Below are 15016 nucleotides of genomic sequence, written 5' to 3'. Positions count from 1 at the left end.
CATGTCGAACAACAGATTCGGCATCGGCACCTCGTCCCTCATTGAGTCGAGACCGGGGACTGTTTCGCAGGCGCGCCCGGCTTCGGCGGGGCGGATTGCTTTTGTGAGACGACGGCCTTGCCAGGCGCAGCTTCAGGTGCGGCGGGCGCCACCGGTGCGGACTGCCCCACCGACAATGACACGCCGAACACACGCCATTGTCCTTCGACCGGCGCGAACATCAGTTCGAAATTCACCTGGGACGGCACCGACGGGAAAAATCCTGCCATGTGCAGCAGCCCGTTCGGCTCGATCTGCGGCAGCAGCGACAATTGCGGATCGATCACGGCAAGGCCGGAGAGATCGAGCTTGTCGCCACGCTGTTTGGCAAAGATCTCCGCAAGCTTTGCGGCGGTGTTGACCTGGAAGCCCGGCGCGCCGAGGTCGCGCAGCACGGTGTAGTTCCCGGTCTTGTTGGCGTGGTCGAGCGCGAGCAGCGTCGAGCGGATCAGCATCAGCACACCGTTGCGGTCGATATTGGCGGGCTTGGCCGCCTGCTGCTGCGACGGCGGCGTCTGGTGGGGCTGCGGCGGCGTCTGCTGCGCAGCTGTCGTCACCGCCCCCAGGATCAGAAGACCGGCAATCGGAAGACCAAGGCCCGCGCTCAACCAACGCAGCGTCATGACGAATGGGTTCTTCCTACCACTGGATCGAGACAGCACCACGTCCACCTGCAACGCTGCGCTCAAGCCCGATACCGCCGCCTGCATTGGCGATAATAGCATAGCTCTTGCCGTCATAGAGCAGTGCCGTTGCGCCGACCGCAAACGCGTTGGCGCCCTCGAAATTGCCGTAGCCGGCCGAGAGCGCGAATTTGCGCCCCTGTTGCAGCGCCGGCATCGAGCCGGCCGCGAGCGCGACAGCGGTGCCGCTGCGGGCTTCGAGCCGGTTGTCCATCACCTGCGACTGCAACGAGGTCACCTGCGACTGCAGCGATGTGATGCTCGCCGGATTGAAGCTGGACGTTGCCAGATTGCCGGCCGCATCGGTCGTCACGAAGGACACCGGTCCACTCTGTGCCGCAAGGCTCGCCGCCGACGCGACGCCGGCCATGCGATAAGTGTTGCTGGCGGTCCCGATCGCGACCTGGTTGACGGCCGTTGCTGTCGCACCGGAGCCGATGGCGGTAGAGTTCGCAAAGCCTGCCGAGGCGCCGGTGCCGATGGCGACGGCATTCGCGCCGGTGCCGGCGATTGCACCATCGCCGATAGCGATACCACTTGCACCGATGGCGCTGGAACTGTTGCCGGCCGAGAGGGAATTGGTGCCGCTTGCGATGGCCGCGTTGCCCAAGGCAACGGCGTTCGCGGTGCCGGCACTCGCTCCGCTCCCAATAGCCGTCGAAGACACACCCGCGGCAACGCTGCTGATGCCGATCGCCATCGATTTGCTGCCGGTCGAGACGGCACCTACGCCGCCGACGCCATCGCCGCCTCCCATCGCCAGACTATAATTCCCCGTCGAACTGGCAGCAGAAGCTCCCGAAGCACCACCGCCGATCGCAGTGCTGTAGACGCCGCCCGCCGTACTGTTGGCGCCAAAGGCACTCGCGGCCACGCCGGTCGCCTGACTGGTCACGCCGATCGCCGTACTGTTGTCCGCGGTCGCCTGAGCGATTCCGCCGATCGCGATGGCGCTGTGACCGCTCGCATTGCTGAGGACGCCGCTCGCCACGCTGGCGGTGCCGCTCGCCGTGCTTCCGTTACCGATCGCCACGCTGCCACTGCCGCTTGCTGTACTGTTGCCGAACGCGCTGCTGCCACCGCCGCTCGCGTCGCCGCCGCAAGACACGCCGCCCAGCGCTGTGCCAAGAGGGGCGCCTGTCACCGCCTCGCCGCAGACCTGCGCGGCAGCGGGCGCGGAAGCCAACGCCAGCACGAGCATCGAGAGCGCTGCAGATAGAAGGACGCCGACCCCAGGCCTTGGCCGCCTCCGAATTTGAGCGGCAGACGTGCGGGATTTCAGGCGAAACAGCGCCTCAGCAATCACACTAAGCATTTGCGCTCTCAATTCTGAGAAATCGGCCGATCTTGATCGAGCGGTTGGCCCCCAAATTTGCGAAGGGACGGATGGGAATGTTTCATCGATCCCGGGTTCGGCGAGGGTGAAGGGAGATGGCGGACCGCACATCAACCGTTCGGTTGAGTTCGTCCGCGCGTGCAGCGCCGACAGCCCGCTTTTTTCCGACTGTTGCTGGATTGCATCGCGAGAAGTCTCGACGATGAGCGTCGGCGCCGCAGGCAGCCCGCGAGAACAGCAAGGACGCTCGTGATCTTTGCTAGCTCGCCCAATTGTCCCGGAACTCGGGAAACAGTGTCAGGCCTCCACAAGCGTAGATGGTTTGCCCGGTGATGTAGCTTGCCTCGTCCGAGGCGAGGAAGGCGAACACGGCGGCGATCTCTTCCGGCGTACCGACGCGGCCCAGCGGAATGTGGCTGGTGACCACGCCCCGCTTTTCCGGATCACCGGTCCAGGCCGCGTTGATCGGGGTGTCGATCGCGCCGGGACCGACCGCATTGACGCGAATGCCGCGGCCGGCGAATTCCAGCGCCAGCGTACGCGTCAGATTGGCCATGCCGCCTTTGCTGATCGAGTAAGCGAGGTAGCCGGGTTTCGGGATGATCTGGTGCACGCTGGAGCAGTTGATGATGCTGCCGCCCCCGCCGCGCGCGACGAAATGCGCGAGCGCCTTCTGGGCGCAGAACACGGCGCCGTTGAGATTGACGTCGATGATGCGGCGATAGGTGTCGATATCGAGCGCTTCGCTCGGCGATTCTCGCTGGAAGCCGGCATTGTTGACGAGGCAGTCGAGGCGCTTCCAACGCGCCAGAATCGTCTCGAACATCGCGGCGACCTCTTGCTCATGACCGACATCGGCCTTGACGATGATGTGATCGAGCCTGCCGTGGCCGCGATCACCCGATGCCGTCCGCGCGAGCGCGAGTGTCTCCTCAGCCCCTTCAGGGTGCCCGAAATAGTTGATGGCGACGGTCGCGCCTTCCTGGGCAAGCCGGATGGCGACGGCGCGGCCGATGCCTTGGGAGGCGCCGGTCACCAGCGCGTACTGGCCGACAAGACGCGAGTGAAACGAGGTCGAGCGATCGGTTTGTGGCATGGGTTCTCTCCGGGATGCCCTGATCAGCGACGGAACCGGCTTTTTGTTCCATCCCTCAGCGCATCGCTGCGATTCATTCGACGCGGCGCGCGAATGGCGAAGTCAGGATCTGGTACAGGATGATGGCGCCAAAGGTTGCGGTGCCGATCCCGCCGATCGTGAAGGCGCCGAATTTGAGCGTGAGGTCGCCGGCGCCTGCGGTGAGCGCGACCGCCACGGTGATCAGGTTTGCCGGACTTGAGAAGTCGACCTTGTTCTCGACCCAGATCCGGCCGGCCATCGCGGCGATCAATCCGAACAGCACGATCGAGAGCCCGCCGATGACGGGACCCGGGATCGACAAGATCAGCGCGCCGAATTTCGGCGAGAAGCCGAGCACGATCGACACCACCGCCGCGAAGGCAAACAGCAAGGTCGAATAGACCTTCGTGGCCGCCATGACGCCGATGTTTTCGGCATAGGTGGTAACGCCGGTGCCGCCGCCGCAGGCCGCCACGATGGTTGCGAGGCTGTCGGCGAGCAAGGCGCGGCCGAGATAGTTATCGAGGCTCCGGCCCGTCATGGCGCCGACGGCCTTGATGTGACCGAGGTTCTCGGCGACGAGAATGATCGCAACCGGCGCGATCAGGACGATCGCATCGGTCTGGAAGGTCGGCGTGGTAAAACTCGGCAGGCCGATCCACGGCGCAGCCGCAAGCGGGGTGAAGTCAATCGGCTTGCCGAAGCCGAGACCGTTCGCGAACAGAAGGTACAAAAGATATCCGCCGATTGCGCCCAGAATGATCGGCAGGCGGCGCCACAAGCCAGGTGCGCCAACGGCAACCACGCCGATGATCAGAACGGTCGCGAGCCCGATTCCTGTGTCGAACGCATTGGCGCTCACGGCCTTGACCGCCACGGGTGCGAGGTTGAGACCGATCGCGGCGACCACGGCGCCGGTGACGGCCGGCGGAAACAGCCTCTCGACCCAGCCAACCCCGGACCACATCACGATCAGCGCGATCACGCCGTAGAGGACGCCGGCCCCGACGATGCCGCCAAGCGCAACCGACAGGTTCGGGTTCGGCCCGTGCCCGGCATAGCCGGTGGCGGCGATCACGACCGCGATGAACGCGAAGCTCGAGCCGAGATAGCTCGGCACGCGCCCCGCGACAATGACAAAGAAGATCAGCGTGCCGATGCCGGAAAACAGCACCGCGACATTGGGATCGAACCCCATCAGCAGCGGCGCGATGATCGTCGAGCCCGACATTGCGACGCAATGCTGGAGACCGGAGACGACGGTCTGGCCAAGCGGCAGCCGCTGCTCGGGCATGATCACGCCGGAGGACTTCAGAGTCCAACGCGGAAAATAGCCTCGCGCTCGCTGTTCGGAGCCCGTTGCAATCGGCATGTTCCCCCCAGTTGCGGTGCAGCGATCGATCTTCGTGCGAACAGACAAAAATGTGATTGTCGCTTCTGCGGCGGCCATCACATGATGCAAATCAAACAAGATCAATACGTTCCGGGGCCTATTCTATGACACAGATTGCGATCCAGCCAGCCATCCACCGCCGGCACCAGCCCTGGTACAAGATCCTCTACATTCAGGTGCTGATCGCGATCGCACTCGGGGTGCTCGTCGGCTATTTCTATCCCGATCTCGGCAAGGCCCTGAAGCCGCTCGGTGACGGCTTCATCGCGCTGATCAAGATGATGATCGCGCCGGTGATCTTCTGCACCGTGGTGCACGGCATCTCCTCGATGGGCGACCTCAAGCGCGTCGGCCGGGTCGGGCTGAAGTCGCTGATCTACTTCGAGACGGTCTCGACGGTCGCGCTCGCGGTCGGCCTGCTGGTCGGCGAGGTGCTCCAGCCCGGACACGGCTTCAACATCGATCCCGCCACGATCGACCCGAAATCGGTGGCGACCTACGTCACCAAGGCCAAGGAAGAAGGCATCGTCGCCCATCTGATGGCGATCATCCCCGACAGCTATCTGGGCGCCATCGCGCGCGGCGATCTGTTGCAGGTGCTGCTGATCTCGATCCTGTCGGGCTTCGCCATCGCCTTTCTCGGCAAGGCCGGCGAGCCCATTGCGGAGGCGATCGACAAGGCCGCAAAGATGTTCTTCGGCATCATCCGCATCATCGTGCGCGTCGCCCCGATCGGGGCGTTCGGCGCGATGGCGTTCACCGTCGGCGCCTACGGCCTCGGTTCGCTGATCAACCTCGCGGCCCTGATCGGCACGTTCTATCTCACCAGCATCCTGTTCGTTGTGGTCGTGCTCGGCGCAATCGCGCGGCTCGCCGGCTTCTCGATCCTGCGTTTCATCGCCTACATCAAGGACGAGCTCCTGATCGTGCTCGGCACCTCGTCGTCGGAGACGGTGCTGCCGCAGATGATCCAGAAGATGGAGCATCTCGGCGCCTCGCGGTCGGTGGTCGGCCTCGTCATTCCGACCGGTTACAGCTTCAACCTCGACGGCACCAACATCTACATGACGCTGGCGACGCTGTTCCTGGCGCAGGCGACCAATACCCATCTGACCATCTGGCAGGAGCTCGGCATTCTCGGCATCGCCATGATCACCTCGAAGGGCGCCTCGGGCGTGACCGGGGCGGGCTTCATCACGCTCGCGGCGACACTCTCGATCGTGCCCGACATCCCGATCCAGTCGATCGCGATTCTGGTCGGCATCGACAAGTTCATGAGCGAGTGCCGCGCGCTGACCAATCTGATCGGTAACGGCGTCGCCTGCGTCGTCATCAGCATCTCCGAAGGCGAGCTCGATCGCGACGCGCTGCACGAGGCCATGGCCCATCCGCTGGAGATGGGTGAGGCGCTTGAACCGGGCGGCAGCGCCGCCTCCTAGGCCGGGCGCAGGTTTGGCGGCGTCCAGTTCCAACGCGGTAGTTTCCCGGAGTGGTAAATTGGCGCGACGCGAGTCACAACTATTGCGTTGGGATCACGGATTGATAGTCATCTTTTTCCACCCGACGCGCTGGGGGCAGGGCGTCGGGTTTTTGTTAATCAACGATGGGCAGCCGATTTAGCCGGCCAGTTCGACCCTGCGCGTGATCCCGATCGCCTGCAAGAACGCCTCGTCATGACTGACGACGAGCAGCGCGCCGTCATAGGCCCTCAGACCTGCTTCCACGGCTTCGATGGATTCGATGTCGAGGTGATTGGTCGGCTCATCGAGGATCAGCAGCGACGGCGGCGTCGCTCCACCCAGCACGCAGGCAAGGCCCGCGCGAAACATCTGCCCGCCGCTCAAATGTCCGACGATCTGCAAGGCGGCATCGGCACGGAACATGAACCGGGCCAGCGCGGCATGGCATTCATTTGCACCGGCCTTGCGATGGAAGCGCCTGAAATTGTCCAGGATTGAGATCGCGGGATCGAGCAGACTGACCTTCTGATCGAACAGCGCAAGATCCGGCCTGACCCGCACGGTGCCGGAGAGCTGATGCAACTCGCCGGCGACGAGTTTCAGCAGCGTCGTCTTGCCGGAACCGTTCGGTCCAACAATTGCCACCCGCTCCGGACCGACGATCGCGAGCGATAGATCGCGCAAGACTTCCCTATCCGGCCGATAGCCGGCGCTGACGCGATCGAGCCAAACCACCTCCCTGCCCGTCGGCAGTTGGGTCGAGGGCAGCTTCACCGACAGCGGCTGAAGAATCTCGATGCGTCGGCGCGCCGTATCAAGGGCCTCAAGCGCATCCGCACGCCGCCGCTCGGCGATCTCAGCGGCCTTGCCGCCGGTGTCTTCACTACGGTCCTTGCGCGCGCCGGCCAGGATGCGCGGCATGTCGCCCTTGGCGCGCTTCTTCTTGCCCCCGCCGTCCTTGCGCGCTTTCCTCTCTGCGGCCTCCTGCGCTTTCCCGTCGATCTCGGACAGGCGCCTCTGGGCATGCGCGAGGTCGTGCCTGACGGCCGCAAGTGCAACAGCTTTCTGCTCGCAATAACTGCTCCAATTGCCGCCGTATCGCGTAGCTCCGAGCGACGTCAGCTCGACGATCGCATCCATGGTCTCGAGCAGGCTCCGATCGTGGCTGACGACGATCGCCCCACCGCGCCAGGACGCAAGGAAATCGATCGCGGCCTTGCGCCCCTCCCGATCGAGATTGTTGGTGGGCTCGTCGAGCAGCAGGAAGTCCGGCTCCGCGAAGATCAGCGCGGCGAGACGAACCCGCGTGACCTGCCCGCCCGACAGGCGGTCGAGCTCGATCTCCGGAGCGACGTCGAACCCAATACGCGCAAGGGCGGATCCAAGCCGTGTTTCGAGGGTCCAATCGACCTCGGAAACCTCCTCGGCCAAGGCATCCCCGCGCTCGGCACGGCGAAGCAGATCGAGCGCGGCTCGCGCACCGAACAGGTCGATTACCTTCGCACCCGCAAGGGGCTGGACGTCCTGGCGCAGCAGACCGACGGTACCTTTGACGGCAATGCGCCCCGACTGAGGAATGTGCTCTCGCGAAATCGACGCAAGCAGCGTCGTTTTCCCGACGCCGTTGCGGCCGACGAGGCCGGTCCGCTCGGCGCCGAACGTCAGATCGATATTGGAGAGAAGGGGACGGCCGTCAGGCGTGGACAGCGACAGGTTGGACAGGATGATTGAAGCAGGCATGGAATTCCCCGTGAGCAAGGCAGGTCGGCTTTGCGGTCGGGGTAAACTCCATGGGTCTCGAATATCCTGTTTGAGGCGCTCTCTAACTAATCCCATCGAAGGGCAAGATCAAGGCGAGGCTCGCAGGGGCGGCGGCGCGCGGAGCGTTGACGTGCCCCGCCGGCCGGCGCGATCAGCCCTTGAGCGCGGTGACCACGACCTCGATCAGCGCGCTGCCGCCGAGATCGGCGACGCCGACGGTGGCGCGGGTCGGAAGATTGTCGCCGAAGAACTCGGTCCAGACCGCGTCCATCTCCTTCTTCTTGGAAAGGTCCGTGACGAAGATCGAGGTGCTCACGACGCGCGACTTGTCGGTGCCCGCTTCCTTCAGATAACCGGCGATCTTGCCGAGGATGTTGCGGGTCTGCTCGCCCATCGACACCGAGGTGTCGTCGGCGATGGTGCCGCCGATGAAGACGAAGCCGTTGGCTTCGACGGCGCGGTGCATGATGGGCGTGCGGATGCTGCGGGTAATGCTCATGATGTCCTCTTGTTGCTAGAGCGTAGAAGGATGGAAACGGTCGATACCGAGATCGCCGATGCGTGTCTGGGTGCCGCCGTTGACGATCAGCTCCGCCATGACGGCGCCCGCGCCGGGGCCGAGCTGGAAACCGTGCAGCGAGAAACCGAACTGGTGATAGAGGCCCTTGTGCCGGCTGCTCGGCCCGAACACGGGCAGATCGTCCTTGGTCTTGGCCTCGATGCCGGCCCAGGCCCGCATGATCGTCGCGTCGCGCATGACCGGGAACAACTCGAACACGGTGCGGGCGCTGATCGCGAGGCTTTTCCAGTCCAGCACCGTCTCGTTTCGATCCTGATACGGCGTTGCCAGATGGCCGCCGCCGATCAGCACCGTGCCGTTCTTGAATTGCTTGAAGGAGAGCTTGCGGCCGCGCAGGATCACGACCGGATCGATGAAATGCGGCACGCGCGAGGTGATCATCAGCATCGGCGCCACGGTCTCGACCGGAACGGGCTCACCGAGCGCGGCTGCGATGGTCCCGGCCCAGGCGCCCGCTGCATTGACGAGCACCGGCGCGGCAAAGCTCTCGGCGCCGACATCGACATGCCAAATGCCATCGATGTGCCGGATGTTCGTGGCCGCAATGCCCTCGCAAACGGTCGCACCGAGCTGCCCGGCCTTGCGCCGGAATGCCGTCGTCGCCTGCGCGGGATTGGCCGCACCGTCGCGGCGCGAGACCACGCCGCCGGGACAGGTCTCGGCGACCGCAGGCACGAGGCGCCGCAGCTCGGCCGCATCGATCAGCTCTTCGTGGGTGAAGCCGAGCGCGTTGAGCTCGGCCACACGTGCGCGGCAGACCGCGAGTTCCTCCTCGTTCTCTGCGACGAGGACTTGGCCATAGCTCTCAAAGCTGCAATCGTCGTCGAGGAGATCGGTGATCTTCTCCCAGATTCCCATCGAGCGGATCGAAAGCGGGATTTCGGGGATGTGCCGCGCCAGCTGGCGCACGCCGCCGGCGTTGACGCCGGAGGCGTGCCGGCCGGCATAGTCCTTCTCGATCAGCACCGGCTTCAGGCCGGCGAGGCACAGATGCAGCGCAGTCGAGCACCCGTGGATGCCGCCGCCGACGACGATCGCATCCACGTTTTTCGTCATCCGCGCACCACCGCCTTGATGTCGTCTTCGCTCTTCGGAACCGCGGCAAGCTCGGCGAGCGTGATCGGCTTGACCGGCGCGCGCAGCCGGTAATAGCCGATCTCCTGCGGGCTCTTGCCCCGGGCCTGCGCCATCAGCTCGGTGACGGTGAGGCCGCAGAGCCGGCCCTGGCACGGACCCATGCCGGTGCGGCGATAGGCCTTGAGCTGGTTCGGCCCGGTCGCGCCGATCGCGACGGCGTCGAGAATATCCTTTGCGGTGACCTCCTCGCAGCGACAGACGATGGTGTCGCCCGCGGGAATGCGAAACTGCGGCGCCGGCCGGAACAGCGTGTCGAGAAAAACGCGACCACGTTCGGCCTTGGCGAGATCGGCGCGGAGGCTCGCCATCGGCGCGAGTTTTGTGGCAGCCGCAGGTGCCAACGCCTCCACGGCCGCGCGCGCCGCGATGCGGCCGCGCACCACGGCTGCGTTCGCGCCGCCGATACCGGCGCCGTCGCCGGCAATCGCAATACCGGCGACCGACGAATTGCCGCTGGCATCGAGCACCGGAGACCAGCACAATTGCAGATCATCCCAGCGATGCTCGATTCCGGCCGCCATCGCCAGATTGACGTTGGGCACGACGCCCTGATGCAGCAGCAAGAGATCCGCAAGGACGGTCTCTCGCTTGCCGCGGGCGACATAGTTCACGCTGGCGAGCTGGCCGTCGCCATATGCCGCAAGCTCGGTGACGCCGGAAACGACCTGCACCTTCGCCTTCACCTCGCGCATCATCGACAGGCCCTTGGCGAAATAGGGCGAGGTCACAAACGCAAAGGCGTGGGGGAGAGCCGCAAGATAACTGCCGCGCTGCGTGGTGTCGAGAATGCGATCGATGCGACCGCCGAGACGCAATATCTGCGCGGCGAGCAGCCAGAGCAGCGGCCCCTGCCCCGCGATCACCGTGCGGCCATCCGGCACCAGGGCCGATGATTTCAACATCGTCTGCGCGGCGCCCGCGGTCATCACGCCCGGCAGCGTCCAGCCCGGAATCGGGAAAGGCCGCTCCAGTGCGCCGGTCGCGAGGATCACGCGCTTGGCCTTGACGAACGCGGACGCGCCGCCGACCGAGACGGCGATGTCGAGATTGCGATCGAGGCTCCAGACGGTGGCGCGATGAATGACCTCGGCGTCGCTCGCGCGCAGCACCCGCACGAGATCGGCGCCCGCCCAATAGTCAGCGCCGAGCTGATCGCGCTCGGTCACCGGCGTCGAGGTGATGGCGCGGAACACCTGGCCGCCGGGCCCGACATTCTCGTCGAGCAGCAACGTCGACAGGCCGGCTTCGGCAGACGTCGCAGCAGCAGCGAGGCCGGCAGGCCCGGCCCCGATCACCACGACGTCGTAGTCTTCGCGCTTGGGAGCCACAGTCATTTCCCGATCTCCCGCTTGCCCTTCTGAATCTCGATCTGCATGCCTTCGGTGACCGGCACCAGGCAGCCCTGGCGGTTACCGACGCCATCGATTGTGACGAGACAATCGAAGCACACGCCCATCATGCAATAGGGCAAACGCGGCGCCCCGCTGACCGCGGTCGAACGGCGTGCATCGCAGCTCGAGGCCAGCAGCGCCGCGGAGACGGTGTCGCCCTGCCGCGCCGCGACGGCAACGCCATCGACGAAGATCTGCATCGGCGGCCGCTTGTCCTGCTCGGATCGTTTGAACATCCTGGCTCCTTCAATACCTCTAGTAGCCGCTGTTGTTCGCAGCACCGGCGGCGCCAAAACGGCTGGCCGAGAACGCGCCGACCACCTCCGGCTCGAGCGCGCCCTGCGCGACCATCCGCGCAATCTCGAAAGCGTGGTTGGAGGCGAGCGTCACGCCGGAATGGCAGCAGGCCACGAAAGCGCCGGGATGGGTTTCCGACTGGTCGTAGATCGGAAAGCCGTCCTGCGGCATGACGCGGATGCCGGCCCAGCTCCTGACCACGTTGAGCCGCGCGAGATGCGGAAACATCCGCTGGGCGCGATCGGTCATCACAGCGCTGATCGAATGCTTCATCGTGCGATCGTCGAGCTCGTCTTCCTTACTGTCGCCGATCATCACCGTGCCCTCATCGGTCTGGCGGATCGTGGTCAGCGGATGCGGCAGGAACGGCATGGTGCGCTCGGTCACCACGATCTGACCACGGGTCGGGCCCATCGGGGCGTAGAGACCGACCATCGGCGCCAGCGTCTGGTTGGCATTGCCGGCGGCGAGCACGATCTTGGCGGCACGGAGCTCGCCCTGCGGCGTCGTCAGGCGGAATTCGCTGCCGCTCTGGCTGATCGCCGAGACCGGACGCTCCGGAAGATAATCGATGCCGAAGGCCTTGAAGCCGGTGTGGAACGCACGAAACGTGCGCAGCGAATTAACGTGCCCGTCGAGCGGACAATAACTGCCGCCGGAGACTTCAGGCCCGATCAGCGGCAGCGACTTCTTCACCTCGGACGCCGGCAGCATCTCCATCTTGTAATCGGCGGCGCCCGTCTGGTTGTGCATGCGCTTGACCAGTTCGGCGCGCTGGCCGAATTCGTCCTCGCCGAGCGTGAGATGAAAGCCGCCATTCTGCTGAAGAGAGACATCCAGGCCGGTCTGCTGCTTCAGCTCGGACGCGAGCCGGCTCCATGCCTGTGACGCCTGCACGGTCCACACCGTATAGGCCGGCATGCCGAGGCCCTTGCTCTGGACCCAGACCAGCGCAAAGTTGGCACGCGACGCACGCTTGGTGATGTCACCTTCGTCGAGCACGGCGACGCGTCTGCCGAGCCGGCCGAGGCCCCAGGCGATGGCGGAGCCGAGCAATCCGCCGCCGACGACGGCGACGTCGTAATCTGTTCGCATGGATTCTCCTATCGCCCTGTATCGCCCTTGCCGGCGAGCACGCGGTCGAGCCCGTAGAAGCGGTCGAGCAGAATGAGGGCGGTCATGGTGATCGCGATCACGCAGGCCGAAACCGACGTCACCAGCGGATCGATGTTGTCCTGGATGTACAGAAACATTCGCACCGGCAGTGTTTCGGTGCCGGGTGCCGCGAGGAAGACGGTCATGGTGAGATCGTCAAAGGACTGGATGAAGGCGAGCGCCCAGCCGCTGATGACGCCGGGCAGGATCAGCGGCAAGGTCACGCGGCGGAACAGCGTCCCAGCCGCCGGCGCCGAGCGAGACCGCCGCCATCTCGACCGTGCGATCCATCCCGGTTGCCGCAGCAAGCGTCAGCCGCAGCGCGAACGGAAACACGATGATGACATGCGCGATGATCAGCGCGGCGAAGCTGCCGCCGAGGCCCGCCGAGGTGAAGAAGCGCAGGAACGCGATGCCGAGCACGACATGCGGGATCATCAGCGGCGACAGGAACAGCGCCGCCAGTGCGTCTCGACCGCGGAACCGATAGCGCGCGATCGCGAGCGCCGCAGGCACCGCGAACAGCAGCGCCACGAAGGAGGACAATGCGCCAAGGCCAAGACTGACCCAGAAAGCATGGATGAATTCGGGATAGTTGGCGATCGCCCTGAACCAGCGCAGCGAAAAGCCGTTTGTTGGCAGCGACAGGAAGCCTTCAGGCGTGAACGCGACGAGGCAGACGACGAGGATCGGCGCCACCATGACGATGACGAAGATGGTGTGGAAGATCAGCGCCAGCGGCCCATTCCGGCTCATCGGAACACCTCCGCGTAGCGACGCTCGATCAGTGTGTTGCTGCCGACGACGATCAAGACCAGCGCGGCCAGCAGCAGCGTGGCGACCGCCGCACCCAGCGGCCAGTTCAGCGTGTTGAGGAACTCGTCATAGGCGAGCGTCGCCGCGACCTTGAGTCGGCGGCCGCCGATGATCGCGGGCGTCGCAAAGGCGCTGGCCGAGAGCGAGAACACGATGATCGCCCCCGACAGCACGCCGGGCATGATCTGCGGCATGATGATGCGGCGGATGATGGTCACGGGGCCGGCGCCGAGTGACATCGCGGCATTCTCGATCTGCGGATCGAGACGCTGCAGCGCCGCCCACACCGACAGCACCATGAACGGCATCATTACGTGCGCAAGCGCGACCACCATGCCGGTTTCGGTGAACATGAAGGGGATAGGCGCCCGGATCAGCCCGGCCGACATCATCAGCTTGTTGACGAGGCCATTGTTGCCGCCAAACAGCAGCGCCCAGCCGAGCGTGCGCGCCACCACGGAAATCAACAACGGCCCCAGGATAACCAGCAGGAAAACGCTCTTCCAGCGTCCGCCCATGCGGTTGAGGATGTAGGCTTCGGGCGCACCGAGAACAGCCGTGAGCAGCGTGGTCAGGATCGCGATGCGAAACGTCCGCCCGAACATTTCGGCATAGTAGGGATCGGTCGCAATCTCTCGCCAGTTCTTGAGGATGAAAACCGGCTCGATGCCCTTGTACTGGCCCCAATCGTGGAACGACAGCATCACGGTCATTGCCAGCGGAATCAGGAGCACGCCGACGAACAGCATCAAAGCGGGCGCGGTCAGCGCCCACGGCGAGCGTGCGTTTCGTTCCTCGGCGGAAGCGCTCATGCGACGCCCCTCACGCCCATGTCCTCCGGCCGCCAGGTGAGGTGAACGGCCTCGCCTTCGACCGGCTGCGATCGGCCGTCATTCTGGCGGATCACGGTCGCCGGGCCGCATTCGCTGTCGCACTGGAACAGCCAATGATTGCCCTGGAAGATGCGGGTGACGATCTTTGCGCTGAGGCCTGCGTCGCCAAAGTCGATCCGCTCGGGGCGAATGCTGATGGTGACGGGACCGCTGCGCCCGGCAGGCGCAGGCGCGCTCCAGGAGCTGGCGATCAGTCGCGCAGGCGCACTGGTTCGATCGATCGTCGCGGCAAAGTCGTTGGTCTTGCCCAAAAACTGTGAGACGAAGGCCGAGGCCGGCTTCTCATAGGTCTCCTGCGGCGTGCCGATCTGCTCGATCTTGCCCTGGCTCATCACCACGATGCGGTCGGACAGCGACATCGCCTCGTTCTGGTCGTGAGTGACGAGGATCGTGGTGGTGCCGATGGTGCGCTGGATCTGGCGCAGCTCGATCTGCATCTCCTCGCGCAGCTTGGCGTCGAGATTGGATAGCGGCTCGTCGAGCAACAGCACGCTCGGCTTGATTACCAGCGCGCGCGCCAGCGCCACGCGCTGCTGCTGGCCGCCGGACATGCGGCGCGGATGACGATCCTCGTAGCCGGCAAGCCCGACCATCGCGAGCGCGGCGCGGACGCGCTCGGTCCGTTCGCCGCGCGGCACATTGCGCATCTCGAGGCCGAAGGCGACATTCTCGGCCGCGGTCATGTGCGGAAACAGCGCGTAGCTCTGGAACACGATCCCGAGCCCGCGTTTGGCCGGATGGATCGCGGTCAGGTCCTTGCCTTCCAGCCGGATCGCGCCGCGGCTGGGATCGAGGAAGCCCGCGATCATCTGCAGGGTCGTGGTCTTGCCGCAGCCGGAGGGGCCGAGAAAGGAGACAAACTCCCCCTTCCCCACCGCGAGACTGAAGTCGTCGACGATAGTCTGCGCTCCGAATTGCTTGGCGACCCCTTCGAGCTCGAGATAGGCCATCATACTGT

General features: G+C 65.1%; 13 protein-coding genes and 1 pseudogene. 1 reads left to right on the top strand and 13 read right to left on the bottom strand.

Going from position 1 to position 15016, the window contains the following annotated elements; translation table 11 throughout:
- Positions 1-38: 38 nt before the first annotated feature.
- The 4 genes from ACVIN2_RS27665 to ACVIN2_RS27650 all read right to left on the bottom strand — a co-directional run bounded on the left by ACVIN2_RS27665 (position 39) and on the right by ACVIN2_RS27650 (position 4547).
- Entirely contained in the window at positions 39-662 is a 624-nt protein-coding gene (locus tag ACVIN2_RS27665) for a hypothetical protein (RefSeq protein WP_456767997.1), read from the bottom strand.
- A gap of 16 nt (positions 663-678) precedes the next feature.
- The gene (locus ACVIN2_RS27660; protein WP_456767996.1) at positions 679-1923 is read right to left on the bottom strand and encodes a hypothetical protein; all 1245 of its coding nucleotides are present in this window, start codon (positions 1921-1923) and stop codon (positions 679-681) included.
- Positions 1924-2317: 394 nt separating this feature from the next.
- Positions 2318-3154 (bottom strand): SDR family oxidoreductase, encoded by an 837-nt coding sequence (locus ACVIN2_RS27655; RefSeq protein ID WP_456767995.1) that lies wholly within the window; start codon positions 3152-3154, stop codon positions 2318-2320.
- 73 nt (positions 3155-3227) lie between these two features.
- The gene (locus tag ACVIN2_RS27650) at positions 3228-4547 is read right to left on the bottom strand and encodes a solute carrier family 23 protein (protein WP_456767994.1); all 1320 of its coding nucleotides are present in this window, start codon (positions 4545-4547) and stop codon (positions 3228-3230) included.
- Positions 4548-4672: 125 nt separating this feature from the next.
- Here ACVIN2_RS27650 and ACVIN2_RS27645 point away from each other — a divergent pair, with 125 nt between their 5' ends.
- A complete protein-coding gene (locus ACVIN2_RS27645) occupies positions 4673-6007 on the top strand; it encodes a dicarboxylate/amino acid:cation symporter (protein ID WP_456767993.1) in 1335 nt (444 codons plus the stop codon).
- A gap of 177 nt (positions 6008-6184) precedes the next feature.
- Here the strand turns inward: ACVIN2_RS27645 and ACVIN2_RS27640 are convergent, their stop codons facing one another.
- From ACVIN2_RS27640 to ACVIN2_RS27600, 9 genes and pseudogenes are all read right to left on the bottom strand, one after another.
- Positions 6185-7768: an ABC-F family ATP-binding cassette domain-containing protein gene (locus ACVIN2_RS27640; protein WP_456767992.1), complete on the bottom strand. Its 1584-nt coding sequence runs from the start codon at positions 7766-7768 to the stop codon at positions 6185-6187.
- Positions 7769-7940: 172 nt separating this feature from the next.
- Entirely contained in the window at positions 7941-8288 is a 348-nt protein-coding gene (locus ACVIN2_RS27635) for a RidA family protein (protein ID WP_007596366.1), read from the bottom strand.
- A 15-nt stretch (positions 8289-8303) separates the two neighbouring features.
- Complete coding sequence (locus tag ACVIN2_RS27630) at positions 8304-9425, bottom strand: NAD(P)/FAD-dependent oxidoreductase (RefSeq protein WP_456767991.1); 1122 nt, start codon at positions 9423-9425, stop codon at positions 8304-8306.
- Positions 9422-10840 carry an FAD/NAD(P)-dependent oxidoreductase gene (locus ACVIN2_RS27625; RefSeq protein WP_456767990.1) on the bottom strand — a complete coding sequence of 473 codons (1419 nt, stop codon included), beginning with the start codon at positions 10838-10840 and terminating at the stop codon, positions 9422-9424. The genes ACVIN2_RS27630 and ACVIN2_RS27625 overlap by 4 nt, the downstream gene beginning before the upstream one ends.
- Positions 10837-11133: a (2Fe-2S)-binding protein gene (locus ACVIN2_RS27620; RefSeq protein WP_456767989.1), complete on the bottom strand. Its 297-nt coding sequence runs from the start codon at positions 11131-11133 to the stop codon at positions 10837-10839. The genes ACVIN2_RS27625 and ACVIN2_RS27620 overlap by 4 nt, the downstream gene beginning before the upstream one ends.
- 19 nt (positions 11134-11152) lie before the next feature.
- Complete coding sequence (locus ACVIN2_RS27615) at positions 11153-12289, bottom strand: NAD(P)/FAD-dependent oxidoreductase (protein WP_456767988.1); 1137 nt, start codon at positions 12287-12289, stop codon at positions 11153-11155.
- An 8-nt stretch (positions 12290-12297) separates the two neighbouring features.
- Positions 12298-13105, bottom strand: a pseudogene (locus ACVIN2_RS27610) (ABC transporter permease).
- Positions 13102-13977: an ABC transporter permease gene (locus tag ACVIN2_RS27605; RefSeq protein ID WP_456767987.1), complete on the bottom strand. Its 876-nt coding sequence runs from the start codon at positions 13975-13977 to the stop codon at positions 13102-13104. Before ACVIN2_RS27605 ends, ACVIN2_RS27610 begins: the two are co-directional and overlap by 4 nt.
- Positions 13974-15008, bottom strand: a complete 1035-nt coding sequence (locus tag ACVIN2_RS27600) for an ABC transporter ATP-binding protein (RefSeq protein WP_456769819.1) — start codon at positions 15006-15008, stop codon at positions 13974-13976. The genes ACVIN2_RS27605 and ACVIN2_RS27600 overlap by 4 nt, the downstream gene beginning before the upstream one ends.
- Between the last annotated feature and the right edge of the window lie 8 nt (positions 15009-15016).

Source organism: Bradyrhizobium sp. USDA 3650 (genome assembly GCF_054057395.1).
This window is presented reverse-complemented; position numbering and strand designations above follow the sequence as displayed.

What these genes read in the sequence shown, in the direction of transcription:
- ACVIN2_RS27620 (WP_456767989.1), bottom strand. Translation starts at nt 11,133, where the DNA reads ATGTTCAAACGATCCGAGCAGGACAAGCGGCCGCCGATGCAGATCTTC.
- ACVIN2_RS27615 (WP_456767988.1), bottom strand. Translation starts at nt 12,289, where the DNA reads ATGCGAACAGATTACGACGTCGCCGTCGTCGGCGGCGGATTGCTCGGC.
- ACVIN2_RS27630 (WP_456767991.1), bottom strand. Translation starts at nt 9,425, where the DNA reads ATGACGAAAAACGTGGATGCGATCGTCGTCGGCGGCGGCATCCACGGG.
- ACVIN2_RS27605 (WP_456767987.1), bottom strand. Translation starts at nt 13,977, where the DNA reads ATGAGCGCTTCCGCCGAGGAACGAAACGCACGCTCGCCGTGGGCGCTG.
- ACVIN2_RS27645 (WP_456767993.1), top strand. Translation starts at nt 4,673, where the DNA reads ATGACACAGATTGCGATCCAGCCAGCCATCCACCGCCGGCACCAGCCC.
- ACVIN2_RS27665 (WP_456767997.1), bottom strand. Translation starts at nt 662, where the DNA reads ATGACGCTGCGTTGGTTGAGCGCGGGCCTTGGTCTTCCGATTGCCGGT.
- ACVIN2_RS27635 (WP_007596366.1), bottom strand. Translation starts at nt 8,288, where the DNA reads ATGAGCATTACCCGCAGCATCCGCACGCCCATCATGCACCGCGCCGTC.
- ACVIN2_RS27660 (WP_456767996.1), bottom strand. Translation starts at nt 1,923, where the DNA reads ATGCTCGTGCTGGCGTTGGCTTCCGCGCCCGCTGCCGCGCAGGTCTGC.
- ACVIN2_RS27625 (WP_456767990.1), bottom strand. Translation starts at nt 10,840, where the DNA reads ATGACTGTGGCTCCCAAGCGCGAAGACTACGACGTCGTGGTGATCGGG.
- ACVIN2_RS27650 (WP_456767994.1), bottom strand. Translation starts at nt 4,547, where the DNA reads ATGCCGATTGCAACGGGCTCCGAACAGCGAGCGCGAGGCTATTTTCCG.
- ACVIN2_RS27640 (WP_456767992.1), bottom strand. Translation starts at nt 7,768, where the DNA reads ATGCCTGCTTCAATCATCCTGTCCAACCTGTCGCTGTCCACGCCTGAC.
- ACVIN2_RS27655 (WP_456767995.1), bottom strand. Translation starts at nt 3,154, where the DNA reads ATGCCACAAACCGATCGCTCGACCTCGTTTCACTCGCGTCTTGTCGGC.
- ACVIN2_RS27600 (WP_456769819.1), bottom strand. Translation starts at nt 15,008, where the DNA reads ATGGCCTATCTCGAGCTCGAAGGGGTCGCCAAGCAATTCGGAGCGCAG.